16 protein-coding genes and 2 pseudogenes are annotated in these 13,920 nt (G+C 67.6%); 8 read left to right on the top strand and 10 right to left on the bottom strand.

Annotated elements, in window-relative coordinates; translation table 11 throughout:
- Positions 1-133: 133 nt before the first annotated feature.
- Complete coding sequence (locus PMI01_RS16020; RefSeq protein WP_007671004.1) at positions 134-1,102, bottom strand: SDR family NAD(P)-dependent oxidoreductase; 969 nt, start codon at positions 1,100-1,102, stop codon at positions 134-136.
- Positions 1,103-1,207: 105 nt separating this feature from the next.
- On the opposite strand from PMI01_RS16020, the gene PMI01_RS16015 reads away from it, so the two are divergent.
- Positions 1,208-1,786, top strand: coding sequence for a TetR/AcrR family transcriptional regulator (locus PMI01_RS16015; RefSeq protein WP_035036608.1), 579 nt, complete (start codon positions 1,208-1,210; stop codon positions 1,784-1,786).
- Between the two features lie 632 nt (positions 1,787-2,418).
- Entirely contained in the window at positions 2,419-2,613 is a 195-nt protein-coding gene (locus PMI01_RS16010) for a hypothetical protein (RefSeq protein WP_007670998.1), read from the top strand.
- Between the two features lie 24 nt (positions 2,614-2,637).
- Here PMI01_RS16010 and PMI01_RS16005 read toward each other — a convergent pair.
- Together PMI01_RS16005 and PMI01_RS16000 are read right to left on the bottom strand one after the other, a co-directional pair.
- Positions 2,638-3,649: pseudogene (locus PMI01_RS16005) on the bottom strand (NAD regulator); the annotation flags it as partial.
- A complete protein-coding gene (locus tag PMI01_RS16000) occupies positions 3,615-4,256 on the bottom strand; it encodes a YfbR-like 5'-deoxynucleotidase (RefSeq protein ID WP_085954877.1) in 642 nt (213 codons plus the stop codon). The pseudogene PMI01_RS16005 and the gene PMI01_RS16000, both read right to left, overlap by 35 nt.
- Before the next feature lie 133 nt (positions 4,257-4,389).
- On the opposite strand from PMI01_RS16000, the gene PMI01_RS15995 reads away from it, so the two are divergent.
- On the top strand, positions 4,390-5,202 hold the full coding sequence (locus tag PMI01_RS15995; protein ID WP_007670989.1) for a universal stress protein: 813 nt from the start codon (positions 4,390-4,392) through the stop codon (positions 5,200-5,202).
- Positions 5,203-5,337: 135 nt separating this feature from the next.
- Positions 5,338-5,709, top strand: coding sequence for a hypothetical protein (locus tag PMI01_RS15990; protein WP_007670985.1), 372 nt, complete (start codon positions 5,338-5,340; stop codon positions 5,707-5,709).
- A 132-nt stretch (positions 5,710-5,841) separates the two neighbouring features.
- Here the strand turns inward: PMI01_RS15990 and PMI01_RS15985 are convergent, their stop codons facing one another.
- From PMI01_RS15985 to PMI01_RS15955, 7 genes are all read right to left on the bottom strand, one after another.
- Entirely contained in the window at positions 5,842-6,687 is an 846-nt protein-coding gene (locus PMI01_RS15985) for a hypothetical protein (RefSeq protein WP_007670979.1), read from the bottom strand.
- Positions 6,688-6,775: 88 nt separating this feature from the next.
- Positions 6,776-7,645 carry an AAA family ATPase gene (locus PMI01_RS15980; RefSeq protein ID WP_007670971.1) on the bottom strand — a complete coding sequence of 290 codons (870 nt, stop codon included), beginning with the start codon at positions 7,643-7,645 and terminating at the stop codon, positions 6,776-6,778.
- 86 nt (positions 7,646-7,731) lie between these two features.
- On the bottom strand, positions 7,732-7,890 hold the full coding sequence (locus PMI01_RS27490) for a hypothetical protein (RefSeq protein ID WP_007670969.1): 159 nt from the start codon (positions 7,888-7,890) through the stop codon (positions 7,732-7,734).
- Between the two features lie 24 nt (positions 7,891-7,914).
- The gene (locus tag PMI01_RS15970; protein WP_007670968.1) at positions 7,915-8,295 is read right to left on the bottom strand and encodes a hypothetical protein; all 381 of its coding nucleotides are present in this window, start codon (positions 8,293-8,295) and stop codon (positions 7,915-7,917) included.
- An 84-nt stretch (positions 8,296-8,379) separates the two neighbouring features.
- Positions 8,380-8,955 (bottom strand): UDP-4-amino-4,6-dideoxy-N-acetyl-beta-L-altrosamine N-acetyltransferase, encoded by a 576-nt coding sequence (gene pseH, locus PMI01_RS15965; RefSeq protein WP_007670966.1) that lies wholly within the window; start codon positions 8,953-8,955, stop codon positions 8,380-8,382.
- Entirely contained in the window at positions 8,952-9,671 is a 720-nt protein-coding gene (locus PMI01_RS15960) for a cytidylyltransferase domain-containing protein (protein WP_007670964.1), read from the bottom strand. Before PMI01_RS15960 ends, pseH begins: the two co-directional genes overlap by 4 nt.
- A 22-nt stretch (positions 9,672-9,693) precedes the next feature.
- Positions 9,694-11,490, bottom strand: coding sequence for a tetratricopeptide repeat protein (locus tag PMI01_RS15955; RefSeq protein WP_007670963.1), 1,797 nt, complete (start codon positions 11,488-11,490; stop codon positions 9,694-9,696).
- A gap of 181 nt (positions 11,491-11,671) precedes the next feature.
- On the opposite strand from PMI01_RS15955, the gene flbT reads away from it, so the two are divergent.
- The 4 genes and pseudogenes from flbT to PMI01_RS27185 all read left to right on the top strand — a co-directional run.
- Positions 11,672-12,097, top strand: a complete 426-nt coding sequence (gene flbT, locus PMI01_RS15950; RefSeq protein WP_007670955.1) for a flagellar biosynthesis repressor FlbT — start codon at positions 11,672-11,674, stop codon at positions 12,095-12,097.
- Complete coding sequence (gene flaF / locus PMI01_RS15945) at positions 12,057-12,419, top strand: flagellar biosynthesis regulator FlaF (RefSeq protein ID WP_007670954.1); 363 nt, start codon at positions 12,057-12,059, stop codon at positions 12,417-12,419. Before flbT ends, flaF begins: the two co-directional genes overlap by 41 nt.
- A 248-nt stretch (positions 12,420-12,667) precedes the next feature.
- The gene (locus tag PMI01_RS15940; protein ID WP_007670953.1) at positions 12,668-13,486 is read left to right on the top strand and encodes a flagellin; all 819 of its coding nucleotides are present in this window, start codon (positions 12,668-12,670) and stop codon (positions 13,484-13,486) included.
- A gap of 322 nt (positions 13,487-13,808) precedes the next feature.
- Positions 13,809-13,920 (top strand): annotated as a pseudogene (locus PMI01_RS27185) (flagellin); the annotation flags it as partial.

The following is a 13,920-nucleotide window of genomic DNA, read 5'->3' as shown; positions in this document are numbered from 1 at the left end:
TGTTCGGGGGACCCAAGCAGAGTCTGGCGCGATGTCCAGCGCCGCTTGGGTCACCCGCATAAAGCGGGTGATGACGAAATTTTTGAGTTGAAGCAGCGCTCTCAGGCTCGGGCCAGCTAACTGTCCACGGATCCTAGAACGTCTCGCCGACCATCCGTTCGCTCAGCGCCCACAGGGCGTCGGCGTGGGCGGGATCGATCGCGTAGGACCGCACGCCGCCCCGCAGCATGGAGCTGTCCTCGACCAGCTCGGCCACGTGGCAGTCCTCGCAGTAGCGGCCGCCGACCGCCTCGGCCGGGGCCACGGCGGCGGCCCAGACGCTGGTCGCCGCGCCCTGTGGCACGGTCTTCCATTCGAAGGTCGCCACGCCCTCGGTCTCGGCCTGGGCGTTGATCTGGTCGATCATCCCCTGGATCAGCTCCGGGGTCATGTGGCGGGCCAGCTCGGTGTGGATGCCGCCCGGGTGGACGGCCGTGGCCCGCACGCCGCGCGCCTTGTGGCGGGCGTCGAACGCGACGGCGAACAGGGCGTTGGCGGTCTTCGAGCGGCCATAGGCGCCGAACGGCGTGTAGTCGCCGCGCTCGAAGTTCGGATCCTCGAGGTCGACGTCGGAAAAGCGGTGGCCGGACGACGACAGCGCCACCACCCGCGCGCCCGGCTTCAACAGCGAGGCGACGCGGTTGATCAGCACGAAGTGGCCCAGGTGGTTGGTGCCGAACTGGGTCTCGAAGCCGTCGGCGGTCTTGCCGAACGGCGGGGCCATCACCCCGGCGTTGGCGATGATCAGGTCGAAGGCCCGGCCGTCGGCGACCAGGGCGTCGGCGCAGGCCCGCACGCTGACGAGATCGGCGAGGTCCAGCGCCACCAGTTCCAGCGAACCGCCGCCGGCCGCCGCCGCTTCGCGCACCACGCCGGTCGCGGCCTCGGCCTTGGCCAGGTCGCGGGCGGCTCCGACCACATGGGCGCCGCGAGCGGCCAGGGCCCGGGCGGTCTCGACGCCCAGGCCCGCCGAGGCGCCGGTGACCAGCACGCGCTGGCCGGAGAGATCGACGCCGGCCAGGACCTCGTCGGTGGTGGATTTGGCTCCGAATTGTCCGCTCATGACCCTTGGCTCCTTTGAAGGGTTGTTGCCGAAGTCCGTCCGCGAGATTAAATGGAGGACGGCTCCGGATACATATTCGGAGGCACCCTCCGTTTTTCAAGGCCGATGTCAGAAGATTCCGAAACCAGGTCGCGAAAGCCCCGCGCCGACAGCCTTCGCAACCGCGACCGGCTGCTGGCGGCGGCCAAGGCGGCCTTCGCCGAGACGGGCGCAGAGGCCCCGCTGGAGGATGTCGCGCGGCGCGCCGGCGTCGGCATCGGCACGCTCTATCGCCACTTCCCCACCCGCGACGCCCTGGTCGCGGCGGTCTATGCGCGCGCGGTCGAGCAACTGACCGCCTCGGCCGAGGCCCTGCTGGCCCAGCGTCCGGCGGGCGAGGCCCTGGCGGCCTGGCTGGACCAGCTGATCGACTATCTGGCGACCAAGCGGGTGGTGGCTCCGGCCCTGCGCGCCGATCCCTGCGAGGGCGAGCGGCTCTATGTCAGCTCGGGCGCCACCATCACCGCCGCCCTGCGCCGCCTGACAGACGCGGCGCGCGCCGCCGGCGATATCCGTCCCGACATCGGCTTCGAGGACGTCGTGCGGATGATGACCGGCGTCAGCCAGGGCTACGAGCAGCCCGGCTGGGAGCCCAGCGCCCGACGGCTGCTGGACGTGATGATGACGGGGCTGCTGACGAAATAGCGTCCTTCTCGCCTCGCGGGAGAAGCGGGGGGGGGCGTTCGTACGGAAATGACGGTCCAGATGGCGTTACGAGAAGCCTATCCTCACCGCTTCCAGCGACATTCCGCAACGAAATCAACATTCGAAGTTCGCCTGTCCTCCCCCTTTCACGCCGCCTCATAATCTACCCACCTCAAGGCGATGGGGAGGGCGCTAGGCCTGCGACCTTCGCGGCCTCGGGGTGCGGTCGAGCGGGCGCGCTCGTCGGCGGCGGCTCCGCGAGGAGTCGTGACTTCGTCCATCTGGTGCTGGCCGAGCCCGGAACACGGATACGGCGTTGGACGAGGGCCGGCGAGACGACAGGCTTGCGGTGACGCAGGCGTTCCGGGACCGGGCTTCGTGGGCCCGGCCCGCCCGTCGGGGGCTTCGATCGGCGAGGCGTCAACAACGCCGATCGTCGGTCGCTCCCGGATAACGATCGCGCGGAGCGTCGGTCTGAGTCGAAACGGTATTTCTTCACTAGCTTCCGGGCCCAGCCCGGCGCTCCGCGTCCCTCCCCGAACTTCAGCGGCCCGCCGCGTGAGGCGGCCGGGCCGTGTCCAGAGCTGGGGACAGGCCCATGGGCCTGTCCCCGTCAACGCCAAGGAGATTCCATGCCCAGATCCAAGACCCGGGCCCGTCTACGGGCCGCTCGACCGCCTGTCCACGACGCCGCCGACCCGATGGACGACGACAGCGACCGCACGCCGGCGCGCATGGACTATCTTCGCCGCGACATCCGCCGCCAGTTGAAGTTGATGGCGGCGGCCCGGGCCTCACGGGAGGCGGGGCGTCCGGACGAGGCGTAGGCGAGGGGCCAAGTGCGTCGCCGGCTATTCCCGCAGCAACGGCAACGAGAGCCCGGTGGCCGGTCGGGCCGCCAGGATCTCGCGGCGGAAGCGGAACAGCTCGGCCGGGCGGCCGCCGGTGTCGGCGTCCTGGCGGCCCAGGCCCTCGACCAGGTCCTCGCGCTCGACCACGCGGCGGAAGTTCTGCTTGTGCAGCGGCACGCCGGCGATGGCCTCGACGGTGCGCTGCAGGGCCGAGAGCGTGAACTCGGCGGGCATCAGCTCGAACACCACCGGCCGGTACTTGATCTTGCCGCGCAGCCGCGACAGGCCGGTGGCCAGGATGCGGCGGTGGTCGGAGATCATCGGCTCGCCCAGGGCGGCCGACAGGGCCGCCGGCTCGGCCGGGTCGTGGCCTTCGGCGCGGGCCCGGTCGCGGGCGGCCTCGGGGGCCAGGCCGGCCTCGTAGAGCAGCTCGTAGCGCTCCAGCACCCGTTCCTCGTTCCACGGCGCGCCGTCCAGGGCGAAGGCCAGGCGGGCGCGCGACCACTGGCCGGCGTCGTCGCCGGCCCAGCGGCGCAGGGCTGGGGCGATGGCGTGGTCCAGCAGGGCCGGCCGGCCGTGGCGCCAGTCCTCCCAGGGGAAGAACGCCGACCACGGGGCCCAGGCGGTATCTGGAGCCTGGGTTTCGACGGCCGTGGGAGTCAGGCCCAGATAGCCGACCGAGACCACCCGCGCCGCGCCGGCCCCCATCTCGGCCCGGGGCGCGTCGCGCCCCTCGTCGCCGAAGGTGTAGAGCTGTTCCACATAGCCCAGCTGGAACCGGGTCTGTTCGGTGACGAAGGCCCGCAGGCCCAGCTCGAAGGTGCGGTGAGCCTCGGGGTCGAACAGGCCGAACGGCAGGCCGGGCAGGGGGCTGGCGACATCGGTGACCGCATCGTGCGGCCGGACCGTCAGGACCACGGCCTCGCCGTCGCGGATGGCCACGACCACGGCCGACAGTCCGATGACGACCGGGCTGTTCATTCGGTCTCGAACGCCTCGCTGGGCGCGGATTCGAAGCCCGCCGCCTTGGACAGCACGTGAAAGCGCTGCACGTAGCGCGCCTGGGCCTCGAACGGCGGCAGGGGCGTGATCTTCAGGTCGTAGCCGTTCGGCGGCGCGCCGAAGATGGCCAGGGACTCGGCGTGGTCGAAGCCGGCCAGCTGGGTGGCCTCGAAAAAGGCGCAGGCCCGGTCGGCCGACTTGATCAGCTTCCTGATCGGGGCGGGAACCTTGACCGGCAGGCCGAAGCGGATGTGGATCGCATCCTCCAGCCGGGCCTCGAAATCCTTGTAGCTGACGCCCAGCGCGGCCTTGAACGGGCTGATCATGTCGCCGATCACGTATTCGCTGGCGTCGTGCAGCAGGGCCGCCAGCCGCCACTTGGGTTCGAGGTCGGGCTTGATGTGGGCGGCGATCTCCTCGACCACCACGCTGTGCTGGGCCACCGAGAATCCGTGCTCGCCGACGGTCTGGCCGTTCCAGCGCGCCACCCGCGCCAGGCCATGGGCGATGTCCTCGATCTCGATGTCCATGGGCGAGGGATCCAGCAGGTCCAGCCTGCGTCCCGACAGCATCCGCTGCCACGCCCTCGGCGGGCTTTTATGCAGCCCTTTGGCCACGAGATCGTTCCTTACAGTGAAGGTGGCCGTAGACGTGTTCAGCCGCCCTAGGTTTGACTGACCCATTGGTTGACAAAGATCAATGCGGAGCCGGTCGTCAGCTGTGGAAATGCTTGGATCAAGGAGATCGATCATGAGCTGGGCGAGAATTATGGCGCCGTTGGCCGGCGTGGCCGCCGACCGGGGGCTGTTGGCTTCGGCCAGGATCCTGGCCGAGGGTTTCGACGCGGAACTGGCCTGTGTCCACGCCCCCGCAGACATGGCCGACCTGATGCCCTGGATGGGCGAGGGCTTCATGGGCGGCGTGCAGGTCACGGCTCTGGAAAGCCTGAAGGAAGCCGCCGTCGAGGGCCGTCACATGGCCGAGACGATGGTGGCCGAGCTCGGCTATGCCCGGGCCAGGGCCGTCAGCCTGGACTCGCCGGTCTGGGCCGGTTTGGCCATGGAAGGCCGACTGTCGGACGTCATCGTCTTCGACAGCGCCTCGGCGCGCGGCAAGGGGCCGTTGGCGGAGTGCTTCCAGCAGATGATCGCCGACGAGCAGCGGCCCGTGGTGGTGGCCCGCCCGGGCCTGAAGGTCGGCGGGACCATGCTGGTCGCGTGGGACGGCGGCAAGGAGGCCAGCCGGGCCCTGCGCACCGCCCTGCCGCTGTTGCAGAAGGCCTCGAGCGTGGTGGTGGCCGGCGCGCCGGGCGCCTCGTCGCGCAGCTTCGACCTCGATCGCCTGGTCCAGTTCCTGGCGGCGCGTGGCGTCACCGCCACGGCGCGGGTGCTGGCCGGTTCGGGCGACGCGGCCGGCCTGTTGCTGGGCGCGGCCCGCGAGGTGGGCGCCGACTTGCTGGTGGCCGGGGCCTTCGGCCATCCGCGGCTGCAGGAATTCATCTTCGGCGGCACCACCCGCAGCCTGCTGAACAGCGACGGCCCTTCGCTGTTCCTGTCGCACTAGAGCATTTTCGAGCGAAGTGGCTTCCGGTTCGCGTGAAGAAAATGCGCCAAAACAAATATCTAGAGCCCCGGCCTGATGCAATCAGGTCGGGAAACGCTCTAGGCTACTGTCTTCAGAGAAGAAGGAGGACGTTCAATGTCCCTGTCGCGTATCGTCATGCGTCTGGCCCGCAATCCCGGCACCGAGTTCGCGGGGGGCGACGACCACCGAGGGTACGCCCTGACCGCCCCGCTGACCGAGGAGGGGCTGCTGGACGCCGCCGCCTACGCCAAGGTCAAGGGCGAGTGCGTCGTTCGCCGTTTCGCCCCCGACGAGGACGCCGCCGACGGCCGCCTGGCCCGCAAGGGCGAGCGCTGGTTCTTCGACTATGACGAGGGCGAGGACATCGACGACGAGCCGGTGCACCGCCTGGGCGAGCACCGTTTCGCGCTGGGCGAATATGTCACCGTCACCGACGAGGCCGGCCGGCCGCTGACCTACAAGGTGATGGAGGTGACGCCGGTTTAGGGGTTCGCTCGAACTTGCCCCCACCTGACCGCTTCGCGGTCTGTCCGCCCCCATAGGGGGCGGAGCCTCGCGCTCCAAACTCTTCCCCCTATGGGGGAAGACGGCCGCAGGCCCGTAGGGGGCAAGTGACGATCACCCCCCGACGTTGTGCCGAACCAGCGTCTTCATGTCCTCGAAGATGTCGTGGTCGCTGCCGTCGCGGCCCTTGGCCTTGACGACGGCCACGGCCAGCGGGCCGCCCTTGGGGCCGCGGGCCTCGTAGCCGACCACGCGGTAGCCGCTGGTCGCCTTGTCGCTGGCCAGGATCAAGGTGGCGCGCACGCCGTCGCCGCGCCTGCGCTGGCGAATCTGGGCGCCGTCGTCATTGGCGTGGATGTCGATATCGCCTTCGTCGTCGGTGCTGGACTTGACGCTGACCGTCGACTTGCTGCCGTTGCCGCTGGCCCGCTCGCTGACGCGTCTTTCGCTGTCGCCATCGCGGATCGTGACGTTCTTGGACACCTTGACCTCGGCCGAGCCGTCGTTGGCGTTGATCGTCAGCCCGCCGATCTTGATGTCGGCGCCCTTGTCGTGGGCGTCGATCTTGACGCCGGGCAGGCTGATCCTGGCGCTCTCGCCGCGCGGCTTGCCGCCGGGCGAGGCCGGGGGCGGCGGGGGCGCGGTCACGGCTGGCATCAGGGCCTTCAGGTCGGTCTCGATCGGCGCCAGGGCGGCCTCGGCGTCACCGCCGTTCAGGGTCACCAGGCGCAGGGCGACCTCGGCGTTCCGGCCCTGGTAGAGGCAGCTCTGGCCGTCGGCGGCGACACTGACGCGCTGCAGTTCGCCCTGCTTGTCGGGGCAGTCGAGCTTGCTGATCGCCCGCAGCGGTTCATGCTTGCCCGGCCGCGTCGGCCGATCGTGGCGGACATCGACCTTGGGCGAGCAGGCGGCCAGGGCCAAGAGGCTCGCGGCCGTGGTGAGCAGCGCCAGGTTACGCATGAGAAGTGTCCTCCCGTTCGGCGGGAAACTGGTCCCGCGACGACGGAAGGTCCAATGAAATCGCGGTAAGGCCGATATCCCTCGCGGTCTACTGCCCCGGCCGCGCGCCCGAACCCTCGCGACGGGCCAGGAAGGCCAGGCGCTCGAACAGGTGGACGTCCTGCTCGTTCTTCAGCAGGGCGCCGTGCAGCGGCGGGATCAGCTTGGTCGGATCCTTCTCGCGCAGGGTGGTTTCGTCGATGTCCTCGACCAGGAGCAGCTTCAGCCAGTCCAGAAGCTCGGACGTGGAGGGCTTCTTCTTCAGGCCCGGCACCTTGCGCATGTCGTAGAAGATCCGCAGAGCCTCGGCGACCAGCTTCTGCTTGATGCCCGGGAAGTGGACGTCGACGATGGCCTGCATCGTCGCCTCCTCGGGGAAGCGGATGTAGTGGAAGAAGCAGCGGCGCAGGAAGGCGTCCGGCAGCTCCTTCTCGTTGTTGGAGGTGATGATGATGATCGGGCGCACCTTGGCGGCGATCGTCTCGTTGGTCTCGTAGACGTAGAACTCGTTGCGATCCAGTTCCTGCAGCAGGTCGTTGGGGAACTCGATGTCGGCCTTGTCGATCTCGTCGATCAGCAGCACGGGGCGCGCCGGAGCCTCGAAGGCCTCCCAGAGCTTGCCCTTCTTGATGTAGTTCTTGACGTCCTTGACCCGCTCATCGCCCAGCTGGCTGTCGCGCAGGCGGGTGACGGCGTCGTATTCGTAGAGGCCTTGCTGGGCCTTGGTGGTCGACTTGATGTGCCAGGTCAGCAGCGGCGCGCCCATCGCCTTGGCCACCTCGTAGGCCAGGACGGTCTTGCCAGTGCCGGGCTCGCCCTTGATCAGCAGGGGCCGTTCCAACGCCACGGCGGCGTTGACGGCGACCTTCAGGTCATCGGTGGCGACGTAGTCGGCGGTGCCTTCGAAGCGCGCGTTCATGCAAGTTTCCTGACGGCGTCTCGAAAGAGGACGCCTCGAACAGTTGTTCAAATCACAGGTAACCTACAGACCAACAGTCGCCGGGATCAAGCCGGCTTGTCGGTTTCCGTCGGCGGCGCGCGATGGCGGCGCGCGGCGGACGGCGGATCGCTGGCCGGGAAACTGTCTTCCAGGCCTTCCTCGAGCTGTTCCTCGAGAGAGTCGCGGGGCGCTTTGGTCTCGGTTTCGGACTTCGGATCGGGCATCGGGCGCTCCTTCGGAACCGGCATCTAGGCGCCGAGCCCGGCGGCGTTCAATGGAGCGTTCGCGGTGGTCCTCGGCGAACCCTGGGCTTCGAAATCCGCTGGCTGGTCGACGTCGTCGGAAATGGCGTCGTCGCCATCCTCGGAAATAACGTCCAGCGGCTCGCGCTCGACATCCAGGCCTTCGTCGTCGCGCTCGGCCTCCAGTTCGTCGTCGATCTCGGCGAAGTCCTCGTCGTCGAGGTCATCGAGGTCTTCCTCGTCCTCGTCGCTGTCGCCCTCGACCTGGGTGACGTCGAGAACGTCCTCGATGTCGTCGAAATTGGCGATGTCCTCGCCGTCGTCGGTGAGGTTGGTTTCATCCAGGACTTCGGCGGTGTCCTGGGCGTCGTGGTCGGTGTCGGGCATGACGGGGCTCCTGGGACTCGCGAAGGCTCGCGCGCCTTCGCCGCCCGGATTCAATCCGTCGCCCGTGACGATGTTCCGTGACGTTCAGGTGAAAGGAAGGGCGTAGCCCTTGGCCAGCAGGCGCTGGGCCATCTCGTCCCGCCGGGCTGGCCAGTCCGTCGCCAGCAGCCCTAGCCCGACCACGTCGGCCGGCGCGCCGTCCTTGATCACGTGATGGCGAAACAGCGCCTCGCGCTGGAAGCCGTAGCGTTCGTGCAGTTTCCAGACGGCCTCGTTGGAGACCAGGACTTCGCACCACAGCTTGCCGAATCCCAGGGTCCTGAAGACGTGTTCGATGACCCAGAACTCGATGTAGGAGCCAACGCCCAGGCCCCGCACCGAGGGGCTGGCCAGGTAGTAGGCCCAGGCGCAGCGGCGGTTGTGCGGGTCGATGTCGGCCAGGTTGGCCAGGCCCACCGGCTCGCCGTCGACCTCGATCACCCAGTAGCAGCGGCGCGCGTCGCCGGCCAGGCCGTCGAACCAGCGATCGTGCTCGGCCTGGCCGATCTGGTGGTCGGAATACATGAAGGCCGCGACCTCGGGGCTGTTGCGCCAGTCGCGCAGCCTCCGGCGGTCATCCTCGGTCACGTCGCGAAGCACCACGGTGTGCGAAGCGGTCATACGCGGCGGTCTCCCCCAAGATCGGCCAGGTCCGGTCGGCCGCGCACGAAGGCTCGCACGTCGTCGGACGTGAAGGCCGGATTCGCGGCGTGCAGCCCAGCATACACCGCCCGCACGAATTCCAGGTCGTCGGGGCGATCCACCGTCCAGCGCACGTCGCCCTCGTCGGCGGCCTGCTCCAGGCCCGCGATCCTGAACCGCTCCGGATGCCGGTACAGGAACGGGGTGACGTGCTCGTGGTCGTAGGGATCGGACGTCTCGGCGGCGGCCACCTTCAGCGCCACGGCCTCGAAGACCTCGACGTCCAGGCCCTTGGGATAGCTGCGGCGGGCCGGGGTGTTGGAGGTATAGTCGGCGCCCGAACGCAGGTGCAGCGCCAGGGTCTGGTCGATCAGCACCGGGTCGGCCAGCGGACAGTCGGCGGTCAGCCGCACCACCGTGCGGGTCGGGCCGAACGCCTGGATCGCGCCGATGAACCGGCCGAGGACGTCGTCCAGCGCGCCCCGGAACACCGGGACGCCCGCCGCGTCCAGGACCTCGGCGAGGGGGTCGTCGGTGGCCTGGACGGACGTGGCGACGATGATCCGTTGCAGGAGCGTGGAGCGCCGCAGCCGTTCGATCTGCCGCAGGATCATCGGCGCGCCCGCCAGGTCGGCCAGGACCTTGCCGGGAAGCCGCGTCGACGACATGCGGGCCTGGAGGATGGCGAGCGGCAAGGGCGGTCCCTGGTCTGAGCGGCTAGGCGGGGTATCGGGCCTTCAGCGCCTCGCCGACTTCCTGCATCGTCGGATCCCAGTCCTTGTAGTCCGGCGTGATGAAGCAGCGGGTCTGCGGGTACCAGGGATAGGTCTGGGCGCCGAGCCGAGTCCAGGACGAAGCGCCCGTCAGCATCCAGATCGGCGCGCCGCAGGCGCCGCCCAGGTTGGTGGTGGCGTTCGAGAAGCCGACCATCAGGTCCATGGCGCAGCACAGGGCCGCGACGTCGTCGAGGTCCTGCTTCAGGTCGATGCCCGGCGGCTGCCAGATGTCGACGCCGAACTCTTCCCTGGCCAGGGCGATTTCCTCGGCGCAGTCGCCGTACTGCAGGTTGACGAAGCTCAGTCCCGGCGTCTCGAACACCGGCCGCCACAGCATGAAGGGCGAGAACTGCCGGGCGCGCTCGCCGTTCAGCTTCAGGCTCTTCCACAGCAGGCCGACCTTCGGGCCCTTGGGGGCGTTCTCCAGCTCCCGCCGCCAGTGCTCGACGCGGGCGGGATCGGCGGTCAGGAAGTTCGGACGGTCCGGGAACGAGGCGACGCTGGGACGGAAGGTCTCCAGCAGCGTGCCCATCGGGGTCCACAGGTCGATCGCGCTCCAGTCCTCGATCTCCGGCGCGCCGCGATAGACCCGGCCCTCGTAGGAAACGGTGCGATGGGCGGTGACGCTGGCCTGGGGGAAGGAGCGCTGGAACAGCGGGACCAGGCGACGCTCGACGGCGATCGACAGCTTGCCCGCGGGGCCCAGGGCCTCGATGACGTCGGGCAGCATGTTGGCGAACATCACCTCGTCGCCCAGGCCCTGTTCGGCGCAGATCATCAGGGACTTGCCGGCCATGTCCATGCCCGGCTCCCAGCGCGCGCCCTCGATGGTGAAGCGCGGCGCCTCGACCAGGTCCTTGGAGAAACGGCCCTCATAGACCTTCCAGCCTTCCTCCACCCGGCCCAGGGCCAGCAGGATGGTGGCGCGGCCGAACTGCATGGTGGCCAGGTCCTCGGCCGACTCGGCCAAGGCGATGGCCGAGTCGCAGTCGGCCAGGGCGCCCTCGACGTCGCCCAGGTCGATCTTGGCGTAGGCGCGGTTGTGGTAGGCCTTGCCGAACTGCGGGGCCAGCCGCAGCGTCTCGTCGAAGAAGGTCACCCCGGTCTGGCCGTCGCCCAGGCTGCACATCACCGTGCCCAGGGTGTTCCACAGCAGCGGCTGCTCGGGATTGGCCTGGATGGCCGGGCGCAGGACGTCGATGGCCTCGTCGCAGCGGTTCAGCTCGCGCAGGGCGCAGGCCAGGTTGTTGATCCCCTCCAGGTCGTCGGGGCGTTCCCGCAGATAGTGGATGAAGAACTTGGCGGCGATTTCCGGCATGTCCATGCGGAAGGCCAGCCGCCCCAGATCGCCGGCCACCGCTCCGTGGCGGGGCAGCAGCGTCAGGGCCGCCTCGTAGCAACGCATCGAACCGGCGAAGTCGCCGGTCTTTTCGCGGGCGATGCCCAGCACATGCCAGGCCACGCCCAGCCGGTCGTCGCGTTCCAGCGCCTTGAGCGCCAGCTTCTCGCCCTTGGGGAAGTCGCGATTCTGCATGGCGTGAATCGACTGGGCCAGCAGCTTGGCGGTCTTTTCGTTGTGGACCTCGGTGGTTTCGCGGTTCAGGCGCGCCAGGGCGTCGACCGAGGCCGCGTCGCCGACGGCGGCGGCCTTGAACCCCAGATTGACGGCCTGGGCCACAGCTTCCTGGGCCATCGCCAGGGCGCTGGTCGAGATCTGGGCGTCGCGACTGCGTGACATGATTGAGGCCTTGGCGATTGGAGAGAGTCATCCTCTGGGTCAGTATGCTTAATTGTGTCCTAAGCTGCGTCTCACGGTCGCAGGTCTGGCAAGGGGACGTTAACCGCCTCCGCCTAGTTTTTGGCCGAACCGTCATGTCGACGGGGTGGGGCGACACAGCAATGCAAGAGGGAGCGGCCCTGTGCCATTGAAGCTGTCGCTGAAACCCGGCGAGAAATTCGTGCTGAACGGCGCGGTGGTCCAGAATGGCGACCGTCGCGGCGTTCTGGTGTTGCAGAACAAGGCCTCGGTGCTGCGTGAAAAGGACATCATGCAGCTCGACGAGGTGACCACGCCGGCGCGTCACATCTATTTCCCGGTCATGATGATGTACCTGGACGAGGCGGCCGCCGAGCGTCAGTACGAAGAGTTCGCGACCCGCCTGACCGAGTTCATGGGGGTCGTCCGCAATCCGGTCGTGCTGAGCGACTGTATCGCGATTTCGAAGCATGTCATGGCGCGCGAATACTACCGGGCGCTGATGCTGAGCCGTAAGTTAATCGAATACGAAGATGAGAGGTTGGGGCATGTCTCTTCGGGCGTACCAGCAGACGGCGACGCGGACTGAAAACCCGCGTGAGATGGAGTACCGTCTGTTCGGTCAAGTGACGCGCGCCTTGATGGTGGCGTCGGAGGCTCCGACGGACGATATCGCGACGAGAATCGACGCGCTCGACTGGAACCGGCGTGTCTGGTCGGCGCTGGCGACCGACTGTTCGCTGCCCGAAAACACGCTGCCGATGCAGCTTCGGGCCAGCATCATCTCGCTCAGTCTGTGGGTCGGCCGCCACTCCAGCGCGATCATGCGCAAGGAGGAGGATTTCGAGCCCCTCATCGAGATCAACCGCATGATCATGCAAGGCCTGGCCGGTCGCGCCGACGCGGCCTAGCGGGTCGGGGAGGGCGGTTTCCGCCTCCCGTCAGAATCTTTCCGGTAAAACCTGCCGCCCGGCGAATTTTGCATTCGCCGGGCGGTTTCGCGTTCAGGGCTTCGCGCGAAATTCTCGACTAAAATCAGTGAGATAATTTTGCGGCCAAGCTGGCGCCGAGTGGCCCGCCGCTTGCGATGGGTTCCGTGGGCAAAACGCCCGACCGGCAAAACGCCGGGGCACTCCTCCCAAAATGGCGAGCAACCACCATGATGAATTCGATCAACACCAATGCCGGCGCCATGATCGCGCTGCAAAACCTGAACGCAACCAACTCGGAGCTCCAAACCACACAGCAACGCATCAACACCGGCAAGAAAGTCGCGAACGCCAAGGATAACGGCGCGATTTGGTCGATGGCCAAGATGCAAAGCGCGACGTCGAGCTCGTTGAACGCCGTGAAGGACTCGCTCCAGCGCGGACAATCGACGATCGACGTGGGCCTTGCCGCTGGCGACACCATCACCGACCTGCTCGGCAAGATGAAGGAAAAGGCCCTGGCCGCTTCCGACACCTCGCTGAACACCGCATCGTTCAACGCCCTGGTTTCCGACTTCACCTCGCTGCGCGACCAGATCACCAAGGCTGTCACCAACGCCACGTTCAACGGCGTCAGCCTTGTGGACGGCACCACCTCCAAGTTGCAGTTCCTCAGCAACTCGGACGGCGTCGCCTACACGGTGAACGCGAAGACCCTGTCGCTCGTCGGCCTGGGTCTCACCGCGACTTCGACCTTCGCGAACGCTGCCGCCGCCAAGACCATGATCACCAGCATGACCACGGCGATGACGACGGCGACGAACAAGTTGGCGAATCTGGGCACCAGCTCGGTCGGTCTGGACATGCACTTGACCTTCGTGGGCAAGCTGCAGGACAGCCTGGACGCCGGCGTGGGCAACCTCGTTGACGCCGACCTGGCCAAGGAAAGCGCCAAGCTGCAATCGCTGCAGACCAAGCAGCAGCTGGGCGTGCAAGCTCTGTCGATCGCGAACCAGACGCCCCAGTCGATCCTTTCACTGTTCAAGTGATCGGCGACTAGGCTTAAGGAAGCGATCAAAGCCGGACGGCCCATGGGCCGTCCGGCATTTCTTTTTTTGAGTGCGCGGGCTCGTCGAGTTTCTCCGGCCCCGTCCTGAACTTGCCCGGCAAAATCTGCCCACATCGCGGATGGGTCGGCAATATTTGCCGGCCAGCGGCGTGGTAAACAGTTCTATAACGCAGCTATTTCAGGGGCTTGTTGTTTTTTGCCTACTGGGCATCTTTGGCCCGGTCATTGCTTCCTGGTTCCTCGAGCAAAATGCTCCCGGCAGTCAAAATGACGTCGGATCCCTTGAATAGGAACCTGCCGAAATGGCTCTGAATAGCATCAATACGAACTCGGGCGCGATGATCGCCCTGCAGAACCTGAACGCCACGAACTCGGAACTTCAGGTCACGCAACAACGCATCAACACCGGCAAGA

This window comes from Caulobacter sp. AP07, assembly GCF_000281955.1.
GTDB lineage: Bacteria > Pseudomonadota > Alphaproteobacteria > Caulobacterales > Caulobacteraceae > Caulobacter.
The sequence above is the reverse complement of the archived record's forward strand: the minus strand, read 5'-3'. Positions and strand labels throughout refer to the sequence as shown.

Bases quoted from the DNA above. Each gene is read 5' to 3' on its own strand.
- PMI01_RS27490 (WP_007670969.1), bottom strand. From the start codon at position 7,890: ATGCCCGATCCGAAGTCCGAAACCGAGACCAAAGCGCCCCGCGACTCT.
- PMI01_RS15985 (WP_007670979.1), bottom strand. From the start codon at position 6,687: ATGCGTAACCTGGCGCTGCTCACCACGGCCGCGAGCCTCTTGGCCCTG.
- PMI01_RS15970 (WP_007670968.1), bottom strand. From the start codon at position 8,295: ATGCCCGACACCGACCACGACGCCCAGGACACCGCCGAAGTCCTGGAT.
- PMI01_RS15955 (WP_007670963.1), bottom strand. From the start codon at position 11,490: ATGTCACGCAGTCGCGACGCCCAGATCTCGACCAGCGCCCTGGCGATG.
- PMI01_RS16010 (WP_007670998.1), top strand. From the start codon at position 2,419: ATGCCCAGATCCAAGACCCGGGCCCGTCTACGGGCCGCTCGACCGCCT.
- PMI01_RS16015 (WP_035036608.1), top strand. From the start codon at position 1,208: ATGTCAGAAGATTCCGAAACCAGGTCGCGAAAGCCCCGCGCCGACAGC.
- PMI01_RS15990 (WP_007670985.1), top strand. From the start codon at position 5,338: ATGTCCCTGTCGCGTATCGTCATGCGTCTGGCCCGCAATCCCGGCACC.
- PMI01_RS15940 (WP_007670953.1), top strand. From the start codon at position 12,668: ATGATGAATTCGATCAACACCAATGCCGGCGCCATGATCGCGCTGCAA.
- PMI01_RS15980 (WP_007670971.1), bottom strand. From the start codon at position 7,645: ATGAACGCGCGCTTCGAAGGCACCGCCGACTACGTCGCCACCGATGAC.
- pseH (WP_007670966.1), bottom strand. From the start codon at position 8,955: ATGACCGCTTCGCACACCGTGGTGCTTCGCGACGTGACCGAGGATGAC.
- PMI01_RS16020 (WP_007671004.1), bottom strand. From the start codon at position 1,102: ATGAGCGGACAATTCGGAGCCAAATCCACCACCGACGAGGTCCTGGCC.
- flaF (WP_007670954.1), top strand. From the start codon at position 12,057: ATGTCTCTTCGGGCGTACCAGCAGACGGCGACGCGGACTGAAAACCCG.
- PMI01_RS15995 (WP_007670989.1), top strand. From the start codon at position 4,390: ATGAGCTGGGCGAGAATTATGGCGCCGTTGGCCGGCGTGGCCGCCGAC.